The 25,602-nt window shown below is 70.1% G+C and carries 1 protein-coding gene; it reads left to right on the top strand.

The annotated features are described in order from the left end of the window. Positions 1–6: 6 nt before the first annotated feature. Positions 7–25,602, top strand: a complete 25,596-nt coding sequence (locus tag F2P44_RS19730; protein ID WP_167088759.1) for an L-histidine N(alpha)-methyltransferase — start codon at positions 7–9, stop codon at positions 25,600–25,602.

The raw sequence follows: 25,602 nt of genomic DNA, 5'->3' as shown, positions 1-25,602 counted from the left end.
TTTTCCATGACATCGAAAAACGACATCGCCATCATCGCCGTTGCCTGCCGCCTGCCGGGCGCCGTCAATCCGGACGCTTACTGGCGCAACCTGTGCGATGGCGTCGAATCGGTGCGCCAGGTCGACCACGCCACCTTGCGCCAGTGGGGCGTGCCCGAAGCCGATCTGGCGCAGCCCGGCTTCGTCGGCGCCGGCGGCGTGCTCGATGACGTCGACATGTTCGATCCCGGCTTCTTCAACATCATTCCGCGCCACGCAGAAATGCTCGATCCCCAGCAACGCCTGCTGCTTGAATGCGGCTGGGAAGTGCTCGAAAGCGCCGGCTACGATCCCAAGGGCGTGCCCGGCGCGACCGGCGTCTACGTGGCGGTCGCGCGCAGCGGCTTCCGCCAGGCCGAACCGCGCACGCCGATCGAACGCATGGTGGCCTACACCTCGGAAGAGAAAGACTACGCCGCGTCGCGCCTGTCGTACAAACTCAATCTGACCGGGCCCAGCGTGACGGTGCAGACCGCCAGTTCCAGCTCGCTGGTGGCGGTGCACATGGCTTGCCAGAGCCTGCTGCATGGCGAGTGCGACCTGGCCATCGCCGGCGGCGCCTGCGTGGTGCTGCCGCAGGCCGGCTACGTGTACGACCCGGCCATGATGTTTTCACCGGACGGCCACTGCCGCGCCTTCGATGCCGGTGCGCGCGGCACGGTGCAGGGCAGCGGTGCCGGCCTGGTTGCCCTCAAGTGCCTGGAAGACGCGCTGGCCGACGGCGACCCGGTACTGGCCGTGATCAAGGGTTCGGCCGTCAACAACGACGGCGCCGACAAGGCCGACTTCATGGCGCCGAGCAGCCAGGGCCAGATGCGGGTGATCCGCGAAGCGCTGCTGCTGGCCGGCGTGACGCCGGGTAGCATCGGCTATATCGAAGCGCACGGCACCGGCACCGCCCTGGGCGACCCGATCGAAGTGGACGGACTGGCGCGCGGCTATGCCGGGGCGGCCCCCGGCTCGTGCGTGATTGGCTCGGTCAAGACCAATATCGGGCACCTGCATACAGCCGCAGGCATCGCCGGCTTGATCAAGGCAACGCTGATGCTGCGGCACCGTAAAATGCCGCCGACCCTGCATTATCGCCAACCCAATCCTGCAATCGATTTCAACAGCACGCCGTTCCGGGTCGGCACCACGCTCACCGACTGGGAGCAGGGCGCCGGTCCGCGCCGGGCCGCAGTCAGCGCGTTCGGCTTCGGCGGCACGAATGCCCATGTCATACTGGAAGAAGCGCCGCTGCGCGCCCCGAGCCCGGCCAGCGCCGGCGCGCTGCCGCTGCGCCTGTCCGCGCGCAGCCAGGCCGCCGTCGATGCCAGCGCCAGGCAGTTGGCGGCGTTTCTGCGCGCCCATCCGGACACGCCGCTGGTCGACGTGGCCCATACGCTGGCGCATGGACGCAGCCGCTTTGCGGTCAGCGCCACGGTGGTGGCGCACTCGCTCGACGAGGCGGTGCGCAAGCTCGACGCGCTCGACTTCACCGACACCGACCTGACGGCCGACGGCGGACAACGCATCGCCTTGCCGACCTATCCCTTCGAGCGCACCCGCTGCTGGCCCGAGGCCCCGGCCGGTTCGCTCGACGACTATGCGCGCCACGCCGTGCACAACGCGCTGCGCCAGGATGGCCGGCTCGACGTTTCGCTATGGCGCCCGCTCGAACAACAGCGCCCGCTGTGCGACGCGCTGGTGCGCATGCTCGCGCGCGGCGCACCGGTGGCGTGTGCGCCGCCGCCATCGGTCTGGGTGGCGCTGATCGACCTGTGCGCCGCGCGCCTGCTCGACGTCATCGAAGGGCGCGTCACCGGGCGCGATGTGCTGTTCCCGCACGGCTCCACCGCACTGGTCGACCCGATTTACCGCGATGCGCCTGAAACGAGCGCCATCAACGACACCATCGCCGCGCGCGTTGTCGCACTGGCCGCCGCGCGCCCCGCGCCGCTGCGCATCCTCGAAGTGGGCGCCGGCACCGGCGCCACCGCCGAATGCGTGCTGGCGGCGCTGGCGGCGGCGGGGCAGAACTGCGACTACTGCTTCACCGACGTGTCGGCGTCGCTGCTGGCCAAGAGCCGCGAGCGGCTTGCGGCGCGCTATCCGCAGGTGCGCTTCGTCCTGCTCGACCTGGACCAGCCGCCGCCACGCCGCGAGCCGGCCGACGTGGTGATCGGCGCCCATGTGCTGCACGTGGTCCGCGACTTGCGGCGCGCCCTCGCGTGGCTCGACGCGGGCGTGCTGCTGATCGCCGAAACGACCCAGGTCAACGATTACCTGACCATCACCTTCGGCCTGCTCGATGGCTGGTGGCGCGCCGCCGACGGCCTGCGCCTGCCGGACAGCCCGCTGCTGTCGCCGGCCGGCTGGAACGCCGTGCTGGGCGAGTGCGGCTACGCGCCGCGCCAGCTCGCCAACGGCCTGTTCGAAGCGGCCAGGCTGGCACAGGCCGCTGGCGTCGCCAACGCCGCCGGTACGCAGGATGACGTCGTGGCGCGCATTTGCGCCAGTACCGCCGCCGTGCTCGGGGTGGCATCGGTGTCGGCGCAGCGCACCTTTTCCGAGGCCGGGGTCGACTCGCTGGTCTCGTCCACCCTGGCCATCGAGCTGTCCGAAGCGCTCGGCGTGACCGTGCAGGCGACCGACTTCTACAACCATCCCACTGCGGCGGCGCTGGCGCGCCATCTGAACCTGGCCGCCGCTGGTCCGGCCGCTGCGCCGGCGGCGGCGCCACTGTCCGGCGACAGCATCGCGGTGGTTGGCATGGCCGGGCGCTTTCCCGGCGCGCCCGATCTGGAGGCATTCTGGGCGCTGCTGGCCGAAGGGCGCGACAGCGTGCGCGAACTGGTGCCGGGGCGTTTCGGCGCGGCGCTGGAGCAGCGCGACTGCTTCGATTCGGAGTTTTTCAACTTCACCCCGCTCGAAGCGGCGCAGATGGATCCGCAGCAGCGCCTCTTTCTCGAAGCGGCCTGGCATGCGATCGAGGAGGCGGGCTACGATCCGGCCACGCTCAAGGGCAGCGCGACCGGGGTGTTCGCTGGCGTGCAGCCGAACCAGTACGGCGGCGATGACGCGACCAGCCTGTCGATGATCGGCAATTCGCTGGCGATCCTGCCGGCGCGCGTGTCCTACCATCTCGACCTGAAAGGCCCGACCCTGGCCGTCGACACGGCCTGTTCCTCGTCGCTGGTGGCGATTCACCTGGCTTGCCAGAGCATCCACGCCGGCGAATGCGCGATGGCGCTTGCCGGCGGGGTGTCGGTGTCGCTGTTCGACGAGCGCAGCACGCGCTTTTTCGCCGATAGCGGCATGGCCTCGGCCAACGGCAAATGCCGTACCTTCGACGGCGCCGCCGACGGCTTCGTGCCGGGCGAAGGGGTAGGGGTGCTGCTGCTCAAGCCGCTCGCGCGCGCCCTGGCCGACGGCGACAGTATTCACGCGGTCATTCGCGGAAGCGGTACCAACCAGGATGGCCGCTCGAACGGCATCACCGCGCCCAGCGGCCCGGCCCAGACCGCGCTCGAAGTGGGGGTGTACCAGCGCTGCGGGGTCGATCCGTCCTCGATCCAGTATGTCGAGGCGCATGGCACCGGCACCCGCCTGGGCGACCCGATCGAAGTGCAGGCGCTGAGCGCGGCGTTTCGCCAGTTCACCGACCGCAGCCGGTTTTGCGCGATCGGCTCGGTCAAGACCAACATTGGCCACCTGCTCACCGGCGCTGGCGCGGCCGGCTTCATCAAGCTGCTGCTGGCCCTGCGCCACCGCAGTATTCCGCCGTCGCTGCACTTCGACGCGCCCAACCCGCTGATCGATTTCGAGCACAGTCCATTTTTCGTCAACAGTGCGCTGCTGCCGTGGGCCGGTGCGCCGCGCCGCGCCGCCCTGAGCGCTTTTGGCTTCAGCGGCACCAATGCGCACTTCGTCATCGAGGAAGGCCCCGTTGCGCCGCCGGCCCCGCCGGGCGGGGAACCGTGGCAGCTCATCGTGCTGTCGGCGTTGAGCGCAGCGGCGCTGCAACGCAAGATCGCCCAGATGCAGGGCTGGCAAAGCGATGCCGCGCTGGCCGATATCGCCTTCACGCTGGCAGTCGGACGCACCCATTTCGAACACCGCGCCGCGTTCGTGGCGCGCGACCACGCCGATCTGGCCGCGCAACTTGGCGGCGCCGCCATGCCGTCGGACGCGCCGTCCGAGCTGGTCGCGCTGGCCCGCCGCTACGTCGCCGGCGAGAACATCGACTGGTCGGCGCTGAATGCGCAGCAGGCACGGCGCCGTGTGGCGCTGCCGCTGTACCCGTTCGCGCGCGAGCGCCACTGGCGCGCCGCTTCGCCAGCCGGCGCCGCGCAAGGCCAGACCCACGCGCACGACTGGAACGGCGACGAATGGTTCTTCGCCCAGCATGTCATCGATGGTGAACGCGTGCTCCCGGCAGTCATGTACCTCGAATTGGCGCGCCAGGCCAGCGGCGCCGGCGCCTTGCACGACGTCAGCTGGCAGCGCGCCCTGGTGGCCGGCGCCGCACCGTTGCGGGTCGAGGTCGAGATCGCGGGTGACCGCTTCGTGATGCGCAGCGGGGCCCAGGTGTTGTGCGAAGGCGGCTTCGGCGCGGCCCCGGCCACGCCCGCCCGGGTCGATCTGGATGCCATTGCCCGGCGCTGCACCGGCCGCATCGACGCCGACGCGTTTTACGGCGCGCTCGCGGCAGCCGGCTTTGCGTACGGCGACGCGTTCCGTGGCTTGGTCGGCGCCGTCAGCAACGAGCGCGAAGTGCTGGCCGAAATCGCCCCGCGCAGCGGCGAACTGGCCCCCACGTCGCTGGAGGCGGGCTTGCAGGCGTTGGCGGCCATCGGTGGCGCGGTCGGCGCCGACCTGCCGCTGCCGTTCGCGCTGGCCAAGATCAGCTGGCACGGCGCGGGCGTTCCGCGCTGGGTCCATGCCGAACTGACGGCGCCCGACAGCTATAGCCTGAATTTACTGGACCAGCATGGCGACGTGCTGCTGGCAGTGCGCCACTACTGTGTGCGCGTAACCGAAACCGTGCTGGCGGCGCCGTGCTGGCAGGCGGGCGAGGCCCCGGCCGCCGCGCCGGTGCGTGCATCGCTGTACATCTTGTGCGACGTGCACGCGCAATCGCCGTCCGACGCGCCGGCCGTGCGCCACGCGGCGCAGTGGCGCGACACCTTTCAATACAGCTGGGAGTTTCCATTCGATGACGATGCCAGCTTTGAACGCTTGCTGAGCGAATTCGACCTGCGCCATCTGCCGCTTGAGCGGGTGGTGATCGTGCCCGGTGGCGACGGCTTGCGCAATTTGCAGGCGCTGCTCGGCGCGGCCAGGAGCCTGATGCGGGCCGGCCGCAGCGTGGAGCTGGTGGTCGAGGCGAGCGAGGACGTGCCTGCGCAAACCGCCCTGGCTGCGGCGGTGCGCACGATCGCGCTGGAAAGCGCGCGCCTGCGGCCCATCTTCCGCCTGGGCGGGCGCGAACTGGCGCTGCAACTGCCGGCTGTGGACAGCGCTCCGAAGGCGGCGGTGCTGCGCCACGGCGGGGTGTATCTGATCAGTGGTGGCGCCGGCGCGGTCGGCATGCATCTGGCGCGGTCACTGGCGCGCGAGTACCAGGCCAAGGTCGTGCTGATCGGGCGCAGCGCCCGCGAGGCCGGCGACTACACCTATATCCAGGCCGATGTGACCGATGCCGCCCAGGTGCGCGCGGCCATCGCCCAGGTGATACAGCAATTCGGCCGCATTGACGGCATCGTCCACGCGGCCGGGGTGATTCGCGACGTGCTGCTGGTCAACCACGACCCTGCATCGTGCGCACAGGTGTGGCAAACCAAGGTGGCCGGCGCCATCAACCTGGACGAAGCGACCAGCCACCTGCCGCTCGACTGGTTCCTGTGCGGTTCCTCGATCGCCGCCTTGTACGGCCACGCGGGGCAGGCCGCCTACGCTGCGGCGAATGGCTTCCTGGACGCCTTCGCCCAGGCCCGTGAAGCGCTGCGCGCCGCCGGCCGACGCCAGGGACGCAGCGTCTCGGTGGCGTGGCCGATCTGGCAGCACGGCGGCATGGCCGGCGCGCTGGCGGCCGATCCGCTGCACGTGGCCATGGCACCGGCGCGCGCCGTTGCCGCCACCTGGCGCGCACTGGCCGCCGGACCGGTCAACGTCGCCATCTTGCATCGGCGCCGCGCGCCGGCCATGCCAGCCACGCCGGCCCCGCCGGCAGCCGAGGCGCCGGCGGCGCTGCTCGACTGGCTGCGCGCGCTGTTCGCCACCGAACTGCAACTGCCCGCCGAGCGGGTCCAGCCCGACACGCCGTTCGAACGCTTCGGGCTCGACTCGGTGCTGGTGGTGCAGATCAACCGCGCGCTGGAGCGCCGCTTCGGCACGCTGCCCAAAACCCTGCTGTTCGAATACCGCAACCTGCGTGAAGTGGCCAGCTACCTGGCCCCGAAAGCGGCGCCCGTCAGCGACCACTCCGAACCCGCCACGGCGCCCCCGGCATCGTCGGCGGTGGCCGTCATCGGCATCGCGGGGCGCTTCCCCGGCGCCGACGACCTGGCCGCGCTGTGGCGCAACCTGAGCGAGGGGCGCGACAGCATCGTCGAGATTCCGGCCGAGCGCTGGCCGCTGTCCGGTTTTTACGACGAGCGCAAACAGCCCGGCTACAGCTACGCCAAATGGGGCGGCTTCCTGTCCGATATCGACTGCTTCGACCCCTTGTTTTTCCAAATCGCTCCGGTCGACGCCGAGGCCATGGACCCGCAGGAGCGGCTGTTCCTCGAAAGCGCCTGGCATGCGCTGGAAAACGCCGGCTACACGCCGGCCCGGCTGGGCGCTCGCACCGCCGTTTTTGCAGGTGTCATGTACGGCGAATACCAGCTGCTGGCCGCCACCGCCCGCGCCGAGGGCCGCTTCCTGCCCGCCTACTCGCCGTACTGGTCGATTCCGAACCGCGTGTCATACACGATGAACTTGCGCGGCCCGAGCATGGCGGTCGACACGGCCTGCTCGTCGTCCCTGAGCGCCATTCACCTTGCCTGCGAGAGCCTGCGGCGGGGCGAATGCGAGGCCGCGCTGGCCGGGGCGGTCAACCTGAACCTGCATCCGCAAAAATATCTTGGCCTGAGCCACGGCCAGTTTGCCTCGACGGACGGGCGCTGCCGCAGCTTCGGCGCCGGCGGCGATGGCTACGTGCCGGGCGAGGGCGTGGGCGTGGTGGTCCTGAAGATGCTCGACAAGGCGATCGCCGATGGTGACCACATTCACGGCGTGATCCGCGCCTGCGCCGTCAACCACGGCGCCCGCACCAACGGCTACACGGTGCCCAGCCCCGCGCTACAGGGCGAATTGATCGCCAGCGCGATGCGCAGCGCCGGCGTGGCGCCGGACAGCATCGGCTACATCGAGGCGCACGGCACTGGTACCGCGCTGGGCGACCCGATTGAGCTGGCCGGCCTAGCCAGCGCGTTCGCGGGCACGCGCCGCCAGCGCCTGCTCGGCTCCATCAAATCGAATATCGGCCATCTGGAAGCCGCATCCGGCATCGCGTCCCTCGCAAAGGTCTTACTACAAATGAAACATGGAAAAATCGCACCGACCCTGCATGCGGCCGAACCGAATCCGGCGCTCGACCTTGATGGCGCCGGCGTGCGCCTGGCGCAAACGCTGACCGACTGGGATGACGCCCCGCGCCGCGCCGGCATCAGTTCCTTCGGCGCCGGCGGCGCCAACGCCCACCTGATCGTCGAAGAGCATGTGGCCGTGCCGCGCGCCGCCACGGCCGTCGAGCCGCACCTGTTCGTGCTGTCGGCGCGCACTGAGGAACGGTTGCGCGTCTACAGCGGCGTGCTGGCCGACGCGCTGCGCCAGTCCGAGGCCGCGCCGGCCGATGTGGCCTTTACCCTGGCCGCCGGGCGCGAGCCGCTGCCGTGGCGCCTGGCGCTGAACGCGTCCACCCTGGCCGAGCTGGTCGAACGGCTCGATCGCGGCGACTACACCGTGGCCAAGGCACCCTGGGAAGCGCTCGACCGGGCGCAGGCCGCAGGCGGCCGCACGCTGGACGAACTGGCCGCCGAATGGCTGGCCGGCGCAACGCTGCCGCAACCGCGCCAGGGCCGCGTGACACCGCTGCCGGGCTATCCGTTCGAGCGCAAGCGCATCTGGGCCGAGCCGCTGCCCGTATCGGCGGCGGCGCCGGCGCGCGAGGCGACCCAATGCAGTATCGGCGCGGACGACATATTGATACGCGAGCACCGGCCGCAGGGCAGGGGCGTGCTGCCGGCGTCTGCGTACCTGCAACTGGTGCTGGCGGCACACGGCTGCACGCGCGGCACCTTCCGCGATGTGGTCTGGCTGCAGCCTTTGGTGGTCGACGGCGCGGCGCGTGAGCTGCACATCAGCTTTGCCGATGCCGCCTTCAAGGTCCACTGCGACGACGTGCTGTATTGCAGCGGTTCGTTCGAGCCGGCGCCGGGTGTGCCAGGCGCCAGCGTTCCTCCGGCCGCCGCCGCGCATGTTCAGGAGCGCCTTAGCCACCAGCAGATCTATGCCCGCTTCGACGCGCTCGGCATGCATTACGGGCCCTCATTCCGTCTGTTGCAGGCGCTCCAGGTTGGCGCCGATCAGGTTTGGGCGACGCTGAGCGCCGGCGGCGCGCTGGCCCAAGTGCTTGACGCGGCATGGCAGGCGGCGCTGCCGCTGGCCGACAGCGTCGCGGCGGCACCGTTCGCAGCCGACCGGATCGACGTGTGCGGGGCCACCGGGCAGGCCGCCACGGTCCATGTGCGCAAGAGCGATTTTGGCTTCGACGTGACGGTCATGGACGCCGGCGGCGCCACGCTGGCGCGGGTGGAGGCATTGGCGGTTCGCCCGCTGCCGGCCGCGCAGCCTGTCGATACGCTGCAGCCGGTGTGGCGCCCGGAGACGGCGCCGGCCAGGAGCGCACGCGCCGGCACGGTGGGGATCGTCCACTCCGAGCATGCGCGCGAACTGGCGCAAGCGCTGGCGCGGCGCTTGCCCGGTGCGCGGGTGTTGTCTTGCGCCGATGCGGCGCATGCCCCGCTCGATAACCTGGCAGGGTTATTCTTCCTCGGTTCCGTACAGCCCGAGGGCGTTTCGCTCGAGCGCGCGGAACGCGATGGCGTGTACACGCTGCTGCAACTGGCGCGGCGCTGGCGCGGGCCGCTGCTGGTTGTCACCAACGGCGTGTTTGCGGTGCTGGGCGGGGATCGCCCGCAACCCTGGTCGGCCGCCACCAGCGGCCTGGCCAGGACCATCGGCAATGAGATGGGCGTGGCGGTGGGCGTGCTGGACTTGCCGCTGGCGTTCGAGCCGGAAGCGGCGGCGGCGGCCATTGCTGCCGAGGCGGAAGGCGAGGGCCTGGAAGTGGCCTGGCGCGCCGGACGGCGCTACCGCCGCCATCTGCGCGCCGTGCGGCTCGACGCGCCGGCCGCGCTGCCGCTGCGCGAGAACGGCGTGTACGTGATCGCCGGCGGCGCCGGCGGCCTGGGGATGACCACTGCGCGCTGGCTGGCCGGCAGCGGGCGCGCCCGCATCGCCCTGCTGGGACGTAGCGCGGCGCAGGAGCGCCAGGTCGAGGAACTGCGTGCGCTGGGGGCCGAGGTGATGTACTGTAGCGCCGCGCTGGAGCAGCGCGACCAGGTGCGCGCCGCGTTCGAGCAGGTACGCAGCGCCTGGGGCCCAATCAACGGCGTCATTCATTCGGCGCTGGTGCTGGCCGATACCAGCATCGCCCAGATGACCGAGGCGCGCTTTGCCACGGCGCTGCAACCGAAGTCGCTGGGGACTATCCATCTGGCCGACGCGGTGGGCACCGACACGCTCGACTTTTTCCTGTTCTATTCCTCGGCCAACTCGTTTTCAGCCAATGCCGGACAATCGAACTACGTGGCCGGCTGCACCTTCAAGGATGCCTATGCCGAGTGGCTGCGCTGCGAGCGTGGCTGGAATGCGCGCGTCATCAACTGGGGTTACTGGGGCGAGACCGGGAGCGTGGCGAACCAGGTGGTGCGCGAGCGCCTGGAGCGGGTCGGCATCCTGTCCATCACCCCGGCCGAAGGCATGGACGCGCTGCGCCGCACACTCGGCTCGCCGCTGGCCCAGGTAGTCGCCATCAAGGCTACCCCGCAAGCGCTGCTGCGCCTGCACATGCTGCCCGACGTGACAGCGGCCATCGCCCGCCCGGGCGCCGTGACACTGATTCCCGCCGCGCCGCTAGCGCCGGATGCCGCCGCGCGCCGTCTGGTGACCGGCTTCGCGCAGCTTGAACGCTATGCGCACGCCGCCCTGAAGACGCTGACCCTGCCGGTCCAGGTGGTGGCGCGCCACCAGCGGCTGGCGGCGGCACTGAGCATGTGGCAAGGCCAGAGCGCCATGCCGGCGCGGCAGCGCGCCGATCTGGAACGGGAATACCCGGAACTGACACCCTACGTGCGCCTGCTCGACGTGTCCCTTGCCAGCTACGGCGAGGTGCTGGCTGGACGCAAGGATGCGATGGAAGTCCTGTTCCCCGGCGGTACGCTCGACCTGGTCGAGCCGATCTACCAGGGCAATGCGCTGACCGGCTACTACAACGGCGTGCTGGCCGGTGTGGCCGCCGATCTGGTGCGCCGCGCCTCAGGGCCGGTGCGCATCATCGAAATCGGTGGCGGCACCGGTGGCACCACCGAGGCGGTCTTGCGGGCGCTGGCGGCAACCGGCAAGCCGGTCGACTACCTGTTTACCGATGTGTCGCCGGTATTCCTGCGGCGCGGCCAGCAGCGCTGGCAGGAAGCGTATCCGTTCGTGCGTTTCCGCCTGCTCGATATCGACACGCTGGACCCGTCGATCGTCGAGGCGGACGGCGGCGCCGACATCGTCATCGCCGCCAACGTGCTGCATGCAACCGCTGACTTGCGCACCGCGCTCACCAACGCCAAGCGCCTGCAGTCGCGCGGCGGCGTGCTGCTGCTGAACGAAATCAGCAGCTTGCAGATGTTCGCTACGCTCACCTTCGGCATGACGCCGGGCTGGTGGCTGTTCAAGGATGCCGGCGAACGGCTGGATCACGGCCCGGCGGCCGCTCCATCGAGCTGGCTGCGTTTGCTGGACGAATGCGGCTACCGTCAGGGCGCTGTGCTGTGCACCGAAACGTCTATCCAGGCCGTCATTGCCGCCGTCAGCGACGGGCAGATCGAAAGGGGCGGCCCGGCCACGCCCGCCATGCCCGCGCGGGTGGCGCCGGCGAGCGCCCGGACCAGCGCCGCCGTGGCGCCGTCCGGCGCCGTCGACTGGCTCAAGTCGGTGTTCGCCGAGGTGCTCAAGCTGAGCGTGGCCGATATCGAAGCGGGCGAACCGTTCGACCGCTATGGTCTCGATTCGCTCGCCGCGCTCGAAATCATCGAACGCATCGAGGAGCGTACCGGCCGCCTGTCGAAAACGCTGCTCTTCGAATTTAACACCATCGCCCGGCTGGAGCAGCACCTCGGCGCCAGGCTGGCGCAGGGCGATAGCACCACGCCGAACGCGCAAGCCAGCGCCGCCGAAGGCGCCGCGACCAGCGCGGCCGACACCGACGCGATCGCCATTGTCGGCCTGGCCGGACGTTATCCGGGCGCCCCCACGATCGAGGCGTTTGCCGGCTTGCTGGCCGAAGGGCGCAGTGCGATCGGCTCCCTTCCAGCCGGCCGTTGGGACAGCGCCGCCCATTACGACCAGCGCCCCGGCACGCCCGGGCGCAGCTACAGCCGAAGCGGCGGCTATCTCGACGATATTCGCGGTTTCGACGCCGCGCTGTTCCATCTCAGTCCACGCGAAGCGCGCCTGATCGATCCGCAGGAACGCCTGTTCCTCGAAACCGTCTGGCACTGCCTCGAAGACGCCGGCCAGTCGGCCGACACGCTCAATGCGCGTGGACCGGTGGGCGTGTTCGCCGGCGTGATGTACGCGGCCTACCAGTGGAATGCCACGGAGGCGTGGGCGCGCGGCGCCAGCGCCGCCACGGCCGGCTCGGCCCACTGGTCGGTGGCCAACCGCTCGTCCTTCTATTTCGGTTTCACCGGCCCGAGCCTGGCCATCGACAGTGCCTGCTCGTCGTCCCTATCCGCGATCCACCTGGCCTGCCAGGCGATTCGCAATGGCGATTGCAGCGCCGCCATCGCCGGCGGCGTCAACCTGATCACCCACCCGCTGCACGATATCCAGCTGAGCGAAATGCAGATGCTCTCGCCAACCGGGTCCTCGGCGCCGTTCGGCCAGGATGCCGATGGCTTCGTGGCTGGCGAAGGCGTGGGCGCGGTGCTGCTGCGCCGTCTGGACGACGCCCTGCGCGACGGCGACCGGATTCATGGCGTCATTCGCGCCAGTGCGCTCAACGCCAGCGGGCGTACCGCCGGCTACACCGTTCCCGACCCGGCCGCACAGGGCGCCGTGGTGGCGCAGGCCATGCAGCGCGCCGGCGTGAGCGGGGCCGATATCAGCTACGTCGAGGCGCACGGCACCGGCACCCGTCTGGGCGACCCGATCGAAATCGGCGGCCTGCAAAAAGCCTTTGGCGGCGCCGCCCCTGGTGCCTGCGCAATCGGCTCGGTGAAGTTCAATATCGGCCACTGCGAGTCGGCGGCCGGCATCGCGGCGCTGACCAAGGTGCTGCTGCAGATGCGTCATCGCACCATTTACGCCGGCGCCGCCGCGCGTGCGCTCAATCCACACATCGACTTCGCCAATTCGGCCTTCAGCGTCGCGCGCGATGCCACGCCGTGGCGCGCCGCGCACCCGATTGCCGGAATCAGTTCGTTCGGCGCCGGGGGCGCGAATGCGCACATGGTGGTCGAGGCGGCGCCGCAGCGGACGCCATCTGCCGCCGCCGACGCCGGACCCCAGCTGATCGTGGTGTCGGCCAAGACGCCGGAAACGCTGCGCCGCGTTCTGGAGCGGCTCCATACCGCCCTGGCCGACGCGCCGGTGCTGGCCGATCTGGCCTACACGCTGCAAACCGGCCGCGCCGCGCTCGAATACCGCTGGGCCACGGTGGTGTCGACGCTGGCGCAACTGGGCAGCCAGATCGCGCACGGCGACGCCGTCAGCCAGGGCCGGGCGCGCCGCGAAGGCACCGTCGCCAACACCAGCGACCTGCATGCGCTTGCCGGCGAGTGGTGCGCGGGAGCCCAGGTCGACTGGGAGCGCCTGCATCCGCAGCCGCGCCGCCGCCTCGCATTGCCGCTCTATCCGTTCGACCGCAAGCCGTACTGGCTGGACGACGGCGCGCCCGTGCCGGCCGCGAATGCGGCGGCAAGCTACTACGACCAGACCGTGGTGGCGCCCGACCTGCGCTTCAAGGAGCAATATCTGTCGCTGGCGCCGTTCGACAGCGTGGTGCCGGGCTTTTCCTGGACCGAAGCGTTTTTCGCGCCGGAGCGCAACCAGGCCGGCTACGACCGCATGCTCGAAGCGCAGCGCGAACTGCGCCGCCGGCTGTTTCGGTCGGTCGATTTCGCCAGCCTGCGCCGGGTGCTCGACATCGGCTGCGGGGTCGGTACTGACTTGATCATGCTGGCGCTGCGCTATCCGCATCTGGAACTGGTCGGGTTCACCGTCTCGTTCGAGCAGGCCAGGGTAGGCGCCGCGCGCGCCCTCGATGCCGGCGTCGGCGCGCGGGTCACCATTCTGCATCGCGACAGCAGTTGCGACGCCTTCCCCGGTGTGTTCGACCTGGCGTTCGGTGTCGAAGTGGCGCACCACATCGACAACAAGGATGGCTTGCTGAGCAACCTGACGGCGCACCTGTCGCCATCAGGACGCATCGTGCTGGCCGACTGCGTTTCGGCGTCGAGTGCCGTGAACTCGCGCCAGACCGGGTCTTACACGCTCGACGCCGAACGCTATGCGCAGCTGTTCGAGCGCCATCGGATCGGCATAGACAGCTGCATGGACCTGTCCGCGCAGGTGGGTAACTTCCTGGTCGACCCGCACCTGCACGCGACGCTGCGGCAGGCCGATTCGGCCCTGGTGGCCGAGGTTCATGGGGCGTGGGATAACTTCGGCGAAGCGCTGCGCACCGGTTTGATGCGCTACGTGCTGGTCGAGGCACGGCTGGCGGCGGACGGACCGGGGCTGGCCGGCGCCAACCTGGCCGCGCTCGGGGCGGCGCCGCCACGGGCTGTGGCAGCGGCACCAGCGGCTGAAACGGTCGAAGCGAGCGTGCGCCGTCACGCCGCCGCCACGCTCGGCGCGGTAGCGGGCGAACTCGATATCGATGCCAGCTTTTCCGAACTGGGAGTCGATTCGCTCAGCGGCCTGCGCCTGCTCGATGCGCTCAACCAGCAGTACGCGATGAGCATGGCGGCCGACGTTATTTACGATCACAGTACCATCCGCGACCTGGCGCGCCATATCGCGGCGCGCGCGCCGGCGCCCGCGCCTGTCGCCAGCGCCGTGCCGGCAGCGGTGAACGCGCCGGCCACGCGCCAGGTGGCCGTGGTCGGCATGTCGGTACGCTTCGCCGGTGCCGCCAACGCCGACGCCCTGTGGGACCTGCTGCGCGTGGGCGCCGACGCCATCGGCGAAGTCCCCGCCACGCGCTGGGATAGTGCCGCCCTGTGGTCGAGCGACCCTGAACGCTCCGACCGCACCTACGGCAAGTGGGGCGGCTTCCTGGACCAGCACGACTGCTTCGATCCGCTGTTCTTCCGGATTTCGCCGCGCGAGGCCGAGTTGATGGACCCGCAGCACCGCATCTTCCTGGAGCAGTGCTGGAAGGCCATCGAGGATGCAGGCTTTGCTCCATCGGCCGTGCAAGGGCGGCGCTGCGGCGTTTACGCGGGAGTGCTCGGCAACGAGTACGACGGCTTGATCAGCGCCAGCGGCGCCGCCGCCGACGTCTACCAGATGCTGGGCAACGCGCCGTCGATCCTGGCCGCGCGCATCGCCTATATTCTCGACCTGCGCGGGCCGGCCCTGAGCATCGATACCGCCTGCTCGTCGTCGCTGGTGGCGATCGACTTGGCCTGCAAGGCGATTGCGCAGGGCGACATCGACATGGCGCTGGCTGGCGGCGTCACGCTGCACCTGACGGAAAAACCGTATCTGCTGATGTCGCGCGCCGGCATGCTCTCGCCGCGCGGCATGTGCAGCGCCTTCGATGCCGATGCCGACGGCATCGTCCCCGGCGAAGGCGCCGGGGTAGTGCTGCTCAAGGCGCTGGACCAGGCACTGGCCGACGGCGACCATATTTATGGCGTCATCGCGGCGTCCGGCACCAACCAGGATGGACGCACCAACGGCATCACGGCGCCCAGTGCCGCGTCGCAGGCCGAACTGCTCGCCGAAGTGCTTGGCAATGGCCAGATCGATCCGGCCAGCATCGACGTCATCGAGGGCCATGGCACCGGTACGTCCCTGGGCGACCCGATCGAGGCGGCCTCCCTGACCCAGGTGTTTGGCGGCCTGCCGGCGGCCAGTTGCGCGCTGGCGTCGGTCAAGTCATCGATCGGCCATACCGCCGCCGCCGCCGGCGTGGCCGGGCTGGCAAAACTGCTGTTATGCCTGGAGCATGGCGAAATTCCGCCTTCGGCCCACTTTGCCCGGATTAATCCGCGCATCCGCCTCGATGGCACGCCGTTCTATATCCCGACCGGTGTGCGCGCCTGGCCGGGCCAGCCTCAGCGGCGCCGTCGCGCTGTCCTGAGCGCGTTCGGCTTTAGCGGCACCAATGCCCATCTGGTGCTGGAGGAAGCGCCGCCGGTCGCACGGCCGGCGCAGGCCGCGCGCCCGTGGCTGGTCTGCCTGTCGGCACGTACCGCCGAAGCGTTGTCCGCCATGCGCGTCAATCTGGCGGCGGCCCTGCGCCGTCGTCCGGGCCTGCGCCTGGGCGATGTCAGCTTTACGCTTGCCACGGGGCGGCGCCAGTTCGAGCACCGCGCTGCCTTCGTCGCCGACAGCGTGGCTGGTGCCGTCGACCAGCTTCTCGCCGTGCAGGCCGATGGCGCCGGGGCGGGAGCGCTGGAACAGCAGCGCCTCCAATACCTCGACGGCGGTGAACTCGACATCGCGGCGCTGTTCGCCGGTGAACAGGTGCGGCGCGTGCCGTTGCCGACGTATCCGTTTGCGCGCGAGCGCTACTGGTGCACGCCCGCACCGGTGGTGGCCGCGCCCCTGCTGTTTGTGCCGCATTTGGAGCATCGCGCGCACCAAGACGCGGCTGCGGCGCCGTCCCTGGCGCGGGTGGTATTCGGCGACGATGCGCGCGCTGCGGTGCGGGTGGTTCCTGGCTGGAGCTACGGCTGGAAGGATGACGCGACGCTGTCGATCCGGCCACTGGAGCAGGGCGACTATGTGCGCATGCTGGAAGACCTTAAGGAGCGCGCCATCGGGCCATGCGAATTTTGCTGGCACTGGTCGGACGGCGAGGCTCCGCGTGATGGCGCTGAACTGGCCCAGCGCGGTCCGGTGGCGCTGTTGCTGCTGGCGCAAGCGCTGGCTCGGGGGACGGCAAAAACGCTGGCGCCGATCAGCGTCCGCGTAAGTGCCGGCGAGCCGGCGTTTGCCGCGCTCGACGCGCTCGCCACATCGCTGCGCCAGGCCGATCGGCGCCTGGCGTTGACCGTCGCCCTGCACGATGAGCAGGGCAGGCCGGTGGAGCGCCAGGTGCGCGAGGTTAGCCCGGCGTCCTCCGATATCGCTTTCCCGCACAACGGGGTACTGGTCATCAGCGGCGGCATGGGCGGCGTGGGCATGGCACTGGCGCGCCATTTCGCGCGGCGCCACGGCGCCCGCCTGGCCCTGCTGGGAAGGCGTCCTGCCGATCCGGCGCTGCTGCGCGAGCTGACCGGGCTTGGCGCCGAGGTCGAGTACCACCAGGTCGATGTGAGCAACGAGGCCGCGCTTGGCGTCGTGCTGGGGCAGGTACGTGCGCGCTTCGGCCGCATCGACGGCATCTTGCATGCGGCCGGCACCATGGGCAGCGGGACGCTGGCCGGACGCAGCGCCGCCGCCATGCGCGAGGTGTTGGCCGCCAAGGTGGACGGAACCATGCTGCTGGACCGGCTTACCCGCGCCGACCGCCCCGCGCTGTTCGTGCTGTTTTCGTCGCTGGCCTCGACCGTCGGCGATTTCGGCCATGGCGATTATGCCTACGCCAATCGCTTCCAGAGCGACTACGCGGCGCGCAGCGATGGCCGCATCGTCGCCATCGAATGGCCCTTGCTCGCCTGTGGCGGGATTGCTTTTCCCGCGCAGGGCCTGGCCCTGTTCGAGCAGGCCAGCGGCGTGCGCGCCCTGAGCGCCGACGCCATGCTGCAAGCCATGGGCAGCGCACTGTCGCTGGGCGTGCCGGTGGTGCTGGTCGCCAGCGGCGCGCCCGAACGCCTGCGCGCGCACCTGCTGTCGCAGGCCCCGGCGGCGGTGCCATCCGCGCCGCGCGCGGCCGCCGCTCCGTCCGCAGCGCCGCTGGCCGAGGTGATACGCGATGAAATGGCCGCCTTGCTGCGCATGGACCCGGCCCAGATCCGCTCCTCGCTCAGCTTCCACGAGTACGGCTTCGACTCCATCTCGCTCAAGGAACTGGCCGCGCGCCTGACCGAACGCCTGGGAACCGTGGTGACGCCGGCGATCTTCTTTTCGCAAAATACCCCGGCTGCGTTGGCCGAACACCTCGCGCCGCTGGCCGCAACGCCGGCAGCGGCAGCGCCGGCCGCCCCCGACGCGCGTCCCGACGACGCCATCGCCATCATCGGCATGCACGCGCAGTTGCCGGGAGCCCCCGACATTGCCACATTCTGGCGTCATCTCGACGCCGGGACCGACCTGGTACGCGCCATTCCGGCCGAGCGGGCCGCACTCGGCGGCCATCTGCCGGACGCGGGTTTCATCGATGGGGTCGACCGCTTCGACGCGGCCTTCTTCCAGATCGCCCCGAGCGAAGCAGCGCTGATGGATCCCCAGCAGCGCCTGTTCCTCCAAAGCGCATGGAACGCGCTGGAGGATGCCGCCATCGCGCCGCTGTCGTGCGGCGGCACCCGCACCGGCGTGTTCGTCGGCGTGCAGGCCAACGACTATGCCTCGCTGATCGATGCCAGCGAGCCCCAGGCTGCCACCGGCACCGCGCACGCGATGATTGCCAACCGCCTGTCCTACCTGCTCGACCTGAGGGGACCGAGCGAAGCGCTCGATACCGCCTGTTCGAGCGCGCTGGTGGCCTTGCACCGGGCCGTGCAAAGCCTGCGCAGCGGCGAATGCGAGCTGGCCATCGCCGGCGGCGTCAACCTGCTGCTGGCGCCAGCCACCGGCGCGGCCGTGGCGGCCATGGGCGTGCTCGCCGCCGACAGCCGCTGCAAGGTATTCGCGCAGGGCGCCGATGGCTATGTGCGCGGCGAAGGCGTGGGCACGGTCGTACTCAAGCCGCTCGCGCGTGCCCTGGCCGATGGCGATCCGGTCCGCGCGATCGTGCTTGGCACCGGGGTGGCGCACGGCGGCCGTTCGAGTTCCCTGACTGCTCCGAGTTCCCAGTCCCAGGCCACGCTGCTGGCCGACGTCTGGGAGCGCGCCGGCGTGCTGCCGGAGGCGCTGACCTATATCGAAGCCCACGGCACCGGCACCGAACTGGGCGACCCGGTCGAAGCCGAGGGCATGGCCGCCGCCTTCCGCGAGCTTGCGCGGCGTCAGGCGCGCACGCTCCCGGCGCAGGCCTTCTGTGGCATCGGCTCGCTCAAGTCGAATATCGGCCATCTGGAGCCGGCCAGCGGCATTGCCAGCGTGATCAAGGTGGTGCTGGCGATGGAACACGGCGTCCTTCCCAAAAGCCTGCATTGCGAAACGCTCAATCCGCACCTGCGCCTGGACGGCGGCGTGCTGGAAGTGGTGCGCGAGCGGCGTCTGTGGGAGCCTGGCGCGGACGGTGCGCCGCTGACGGCCGGCGTGAGCAGTTTCGGCTTTGGCGGCGTCAATGCGCATGTGCTGTTGCGCGCCGCGCCGCCGGCTACGGCGCCGGCGCCGTCCAGCGGGGCGGCGCAGCTGTTCCCGGTGTCGGCACGCAGTGCCGCCGCCCTTGGCCGCAGCGTCGCCGCCTTGCTTGACGTGGAGGCACCGCTGGCATGGATCGCCGCGACCCTGCAGGGTGGCCGTGATTGTTTCGAGCACCGGCTGGTGGTCATCGCCGCCTCGATCGACGAGCTGCACCAGGGCTTGCGCGACTGGCGCAGCGGAACCTTCAACGATCGTCTTTACACCGGCGTGGCGCCGGTGCGCGCGCTACGCGAATTGTCTGCCTGCGAGCGTGTGCCTGTCAGCGGCGACCTGCGCAAGCTGGCGCAACGCTGGGTTGCCGGCGAACCGATTGCATTTAGTACCTCTGGAGTCCGCATGCATTTACCTGTTTATCCGTTCGCCACCGATTCGCACTGGCACGGCCAGCCGGCGCCGCGCGCCACGCTGGCGCTGTCGGCGCACGACTGGCACCTGCGCGACCATCTGCTGGGCGGCAAGCCGACCCTGTCGGCAGCGGCGCAACTGGCCATCGTGCATGCCAGCGCGCCAGGACGGCGTATCACGTCGGTGGAGTGGCGCCGGGCGCTCCAGGTGGACGATCACGCCACCATCGAAGTGCGCCGCAGCGGCGAGGGCTTCGAGCTGGTGAGCGATGCTGGCATCCATGCGGCCGGCACCTTTGCGCCGCCATGCGCCGCGCCGCTACGGCGGGTGCCCGGCGCACCCGCGCAGCGCATGGACGCGCACGATTTTTACCAGCACTGCGCCGCCGCCGGCATCGCGTACGGCAGCAGCTATCGCATGCTGCGGACAATCGCCTTTGACCAGGCAGAGGCCATCGGAACGCTGGAACCATCGGCGCCGAGCGAATGGGCCGCACATCCGGCGCTGCTGGACGCGGCGTTTCAAACCGCGGCGCTGCTGATCGATGGCCAGGGCGCGGTACTGGTGCCGTTTGCGCTGGCCTCCCTGGATATTTTTGCCGACCTTGGCGCGGCCACGCACACGCATGTCCGGCGCAGCGGGACTGGGTTCGACCTGGCGCTGCTGGACGCGAACGGTGAGGTGCTGGCCGAGATGCGCGGCTTCGAGCCACGCGCCGTGACCCCGGCGGTGGCGGCGCCACTGCAGTATTTCGAGCCGGTCTGGGAGGACGCACCGGCGCCATCCGCCGCCGCGCCATCCGGCCGCACCCTGATCGTGCGCCAGATGGCCGACGCAGGCCTGGGTGCACAAATCCGCAGCGCGCTGCCGGGCGAGTGCGTCGAGGCGGTCATGGGACGCAGTTTCCGCGCCATCGGCAGCGGCGTCCATGAGATTGCCAGTGCCGCCGACTGCGCCGCCCTGGGCGCGTTCGATACGCTGTATTACGTGTGCGCGTTCGGAACTGCGGATGCGGACCTGGGCGTCATCGACGGTGCGATCGAATCGGAACTGATGCCGTTTTTTGCGCTTGCGCGCAGCGGCATTGCCACCCGCGCGGTGCGGGTGATCGCGCCGGCGGGCGGAAGCTGCGTGCTCGGTGCTTTCGCGCCGCTGTGCCGCTCGCTGGCCGTGGAGATTCCCGGCATGGCGTTTTGCACCATTGAAGTCGAGGCGGCCGGGGCGCCCGATGCCGCCGCGCGCATCGTCGGCGAAAGCGGGGCCGATGTGCACCATGTGGTGCACGGGCGCGACGGTACGCGCCGCGTCGCCGCGCTGCGCGCGAGCGCGCTGGCGCCGGTGCAACCGGTGCCGCTGCGTAAAGGTGGGGTGTACCTGATCGTTGGCGGCGCCGGCGGGCTGGGTGCCACGTTTGCGCGCCACCTTGCGCAGCATTGGCAAGCCCGCCTCATTCTGACCGGCCGCCGCGAAGCCGATGCCGCGATCGATGCGCTGCTCGCGGAACTCGCCCGCGCCGGCGGCCAGGCCATCTACCGCGCGGTCGATGCGGCCGATGGCGCCGCTATGCACGCCCTGGTGGAGGAAGTCGAGGGCCTGTGGGCCGGTATCAACGGGGTCATTCATTCGGCCATCGTGCTGGCCAATGCGCCGATCCAGACCATGAGCGACAGCGCGATCGCCACGGCCCTGCGGCCCAAGGCGCAAGGCACCGGCGCGGTGCTGGCGGCGGTGGGCGACCAGCCGCTCGACTTCGTCGCCGTCTTTTCGTCGGCGATTTCGTTCAGCGGTGGCGCCGGCCAGGGCAATTACGCGGCGGCGTGCGGCATCCAGGATGCACTGGCCGCGCGCTGGCGTACCGCCTTCGCCTGTCCGGTAGTGACGATGCATTGGGGTTACTGGGGTGACGTCGGCATCGTGGCGTCGGCGCAGGCGCGCCGCCAGGCGCTGCGGCGCGGCGCCGAGTCGATTGGCGCGGACGAAGGTGTCGCCGCGTTTCTGCGCATTCTCGCGGCCGGGGTCAGCGCGGCCGTGCCGATCAAGCTGTCGGCGCCGCCCGACGGCACCACGGCGACGCCGCCAGCCGCACCCGTTGCCGGCGGTGCCGGCGACCAGCGCTTGCCATTCCTGCGCCGCATCGTGGCCGAGGTGCTGCGCCTCGATTCCGCCCAGGTGCAGCCGGAGCAGGCCCACGAAACGCTGGGCATCGATTCGGTGGTGATGATGCAGATCACAGCGCGCCTGGAGCAGGAACTCGGACCCTTGTCCAAGACGCTGTTCTTCGAAACGCGCAACCTGGCGCAACTGGCGCTCAAATTGCCGGCGCCGGCCGCCGCGCCGGTGCCGGTGCCGATGCCCGAGCAGACGGATGTGCGCGCCATACCGGCCGACGATGCCATCGCCATCATCGGCATGAGCGGGCGCTTCCCCGGCGCGCCCGATGCCGACGCCTTGTGGGAGACGCTCAGCAAGGGCGTCGACAGCATCACGGAGGTCAATCGCTGGGAGCACGACGCCTTTTTCGACACCGGCGCGGCGCGCGACAAGACCTACAGCCGCTGGGGCGGTTTTATCGACGGCGTGGATAATTTCGATGCGCAGTTCTTCGGCATTTCGGCCCGCGAAGCGAACGCGATGGATCCGCAGGAGCGCCTGTTCCTGGAAACCGTCTGGGCCACGTTTGAGGATGCGGGCCACACCCGCGCCGCGCTGGCCGGCCAGCAGGTCGGGGTGTTTGCCGGTGTCATGCACGGCAACTACCAGCTGTTCAGCGCCGGCCAGTGGGACGGTGGCCAGCCCGCCGGCGCCAACTCGCCGTATTGGTCGATCGCCAACCGGGTGTCCTTCCAGATGGATTTTCACGGCCCGAGCATGGCGGTGGACACGGCCTGCTCCTCGGCCCTGTCGGCCGTGCACCTGGCCTGCGAAAGCATCCGCCGTGGCGAGTGCAGCATGGCCGTGGCAGGGGCGGTGAGCCTGTTGCTGCACCCGCGTCAATACGTCGTGCTCAGTCAGATGAAGATGCTCTCGCGCGGAGCGCATTGCAGTCCTTTCGGCAGCGGCGCCGATGGCCTGGTGGTGGGCGAGGGCGTCGGCGCGGTGCTTCTGCGCCCCATGGCCGACGCGCTGCGCGATGGCGACCGTATCCTCGGCGTGATTCGCTCCAGCGCGATGAATTCGGGCGGGCGCACCAGCGGCTTTACGGTACCCAATCCGCAAGCCCAGGCCGACCTGATCGCCACCGCCATCGCCCGCGCAGGTGTCCCGGCGGAGAGCATCACTTACCTGGAGGCGCATGGTACCGGCACCGCACTGGGCGACCCGGTCGAGCTGTCGGGACTGACCCAGGCGTTTCGCCGCTTCACCGGCCAGAGCGGGTTTTGCGCGCTCGGATCGGTCAAGTCGAACGTCGGTCACCTGGAAGCGGCGGCGGGCATGGTGGCGCTGCACAAGGTGCTGCTGCAACTGCGCGAGCGGACCATTGCCCCTAGCCTGCACTGCACCCCGCACAATCCCGCCCTGGCGCTGGAACAGTCGCCGTTCCATCTCGCTACCCGCGCGCATCCGTGGACCAGCAATGGGGCGCCGCGCCGCGCGGGCATCAGTTCGTTCGGCGCGGGCGGCACCAATGTCCACCTGATTGTCGAAGAACACGTGGACACGCGCGCCGCCCCGCGTGCCGGCATGCTGGACATCGTGCCGCTGTCGGCTCGTACAAGCGAGCGTTTGCAGGCGCTGTGCGCCGAACTGGCGCTGTTCATCGAGCGCCATCCGGCCATCGAACTGGGCGACCTGGCGCTTACCCTGGAGACCGGTCGCGAGCCGATGGCCGTACGCACAGCCTTTGCAGCGGCCAGCAGCGCAGCATTGCTGGCGCAGTTGCGCGGCGGCGCCACCGAGCCGGCCGACCCACTTGCTGCGCAGCTGGTGCAGGCTTGGCGCGACGGCGAGCGGGTCGACTGGAGCGCCTGGCGCGCCGCGCGCGGCGGGCGCCGCATCGCCTTGCCGACCTATCCGTTCGAGCGCACCCGCCACTGGATCGCCGAGCCGGCGCGCGCGCGCGCCGCGCCAGGAACTTCCCATGCCCGTCATTTCAGTGGCGACGAATGGTTCTTCGCCGGGCACCAGGTGGACGGCAGGCGCGTCATGCCCGCCAGCGCGCAGCTGGCCGAAGTGCTGGCGCTCGCGCCCGTCGCGCTGGCCAACATCGTCTGGCTGGCGCCCGTGGTGGCAGCGGAGCAGGGCGTCACGATCGAGATCAGTTTCGACGCGGACGGCGCATTCCAGGTACGGGCCGACGGCAACGTTTGCAGCCGTGGCAGGACCGGTGGCGCAGTCCTGGCCCCGCGCACGCTGCCGATCGAGCAGATTCGCGCGCGCTGCCAGCCGCGCATGACGCACGAGGGCATCTATACGGCCTCGCGCAGCGCCGGGATTTTCTACGGCGAGCGCCTGCGCAAGCTGCAATCGCTGTCGGTGGGACCGAACGAGGTGCTCGCCGAACTGCGCCCCGGAGGTGACTTTATCAGCACGGTCGATTGCGCCATGCAGGCCCTGATGGGCTTCCTGATCGACGCACCGGACGCCCAGGCCAAGCTGCCGTATGCGGTCGGCACGCTGTCCGGCACGACCGAGCTGGCCGGCGCCGCCTGGATTCACCTCGACGGCGCCAACATCGCCATCGCCGACAGCGCGGGCCGCGTGTTGCTGGCCCTGGACGGCGTGGAACTGAGGGCGATGCGCCAACCCGCGCGCGCCGCCGTGGCCGAACCGGACGACGAGCAGGCGTTCCAGTCGCTGGAGCGCTACGCGGCGGTGCGGGTGCGCCAGGTACTCGAATCGATGGGTTGGCGCGCCGCTGGCGGCGTCGCCGCGCCGGACCTGCCGGGCGTGGTGGCGCGCTATCGGCCGTTGCTGACGGCGCTGGAGGCCATGGTGCTGCGTACCGGCGACGCCATCGCCGACGAGCCGGTTCACCCTGCGCTGGCGGCCCACCGCACGCTGCTGGCGCGCTGCCTGGATGCCTATCCGGCGATCCTGCGCGGGGGCGCCGCGCCGACCGAGGCATTCTTCCCGCAAGGTAGCACGGATTTGATGGAACGGGTCTACCGCGGTTCGCCCAAGGCCGACGAGTTCCATGCGGCGCTGGCGGGGGCCGTTTGCCAGCACGTGCAGGCCGCACACGTCGGCGCACGCCCCGTGAGGGTACTGGAAATAGGCGCCGGCACCGGTGGCGCCAGTGCCGAGCTGCTCAAGCGACTGGCCGCGCTGGGGTTGGGCGTGGAGTACGTCTACACCGATATCTCGCCAGCCTTCCTGGCGCATGGCGAGCGCGTATTCGGCGCAAGCTATCCCTTTGTCCGTTTCGCGCTGCTCGATATCGAACGCGAACCGCAGACCCAGGGTTTCGAGCTGGCTTCGTTCGACATCGTCCTGGCTGCCAATTGCCTTCACGCGTGCAAGCAGATCGCGCGCACCGTGCGCCATGCGGCATCGCTGCTTGCGCCGCAAGGGCTGTTACTGGTCAATGAGATGAGCGCGGTGAGCGATTTCGCCACCGTCACGTTTGGTCTGCTCGATGGCTGGTGGCTGGCCGAAGACCCGCACGCGCGCCTGCCCGATACGCCGTTGCTGTCGCAGCAGCAGTGGTTGCATGTGTTCGAGGGCGCGGGGCTCGATGCGCGCCTGGTGCACGGCGGCGGCGCACAGAGCGTGCTTGCGGCCGGGAAGCGCGCGGTGCAAGCTGCGGCACCGGTAGCGCAGCCGCCCGCGCCGGCAGCGGCGGCCCTGTCGCTCGACGCAGTCACCGAGGTGGTGGCCGAAGCCGTGGCCGGGGTTTTCGAAATGTCGGTCGAGCAGGTACGTAACGGCGGCGTGATGTCGTTCTCCGATTTCGGCGCCGATTCGATCCTCAGCGCCGAGCTGGTACAGCGCATCAACGACAGGTTGTCGCTGGCACTTCAAACGACGGTAATTTTCAACTATCCCACACTGTCGCAACTGGCCAGGCATGTACACGAATCGATGCCGGCCGCCGTGACGGCGCCCATTGATACGCCCCGTTTGGCGCCGGTCCACGTGGCCCCGGTTGCGCAAGCGACCGCCGACAGCGACGAAGCATTGCGCAAGGTACTCGAACAGCTCGAGTCAGGCGCGGTTGATTATGAGGCCGCGCTGGCGGCCGTGGACCACCATCCGATCTGGAATTGA

The organism is Massilia frigida, from assembly GCF_011682175.1.
Lineage (GTDB): Bacteria > Pseudomonadota > Gammaproteobacteria > Burkholderiales > Burkholderiaceae_D > Telluria_A > Telluria_A frigida.
This window is presented reverse-complemented; position numbering and strand designations above follow the sequence as displayed.

What these genes read in the sequence shown, in the direction of transcription:
- F2P44_RS19730 (WP_167088759.1), top strand. Translation starts at nt 7, where the DNA reads ATGACATCGAAAAACGACATCGCCATCATCGCCGTTGCCTGCCGCCTG.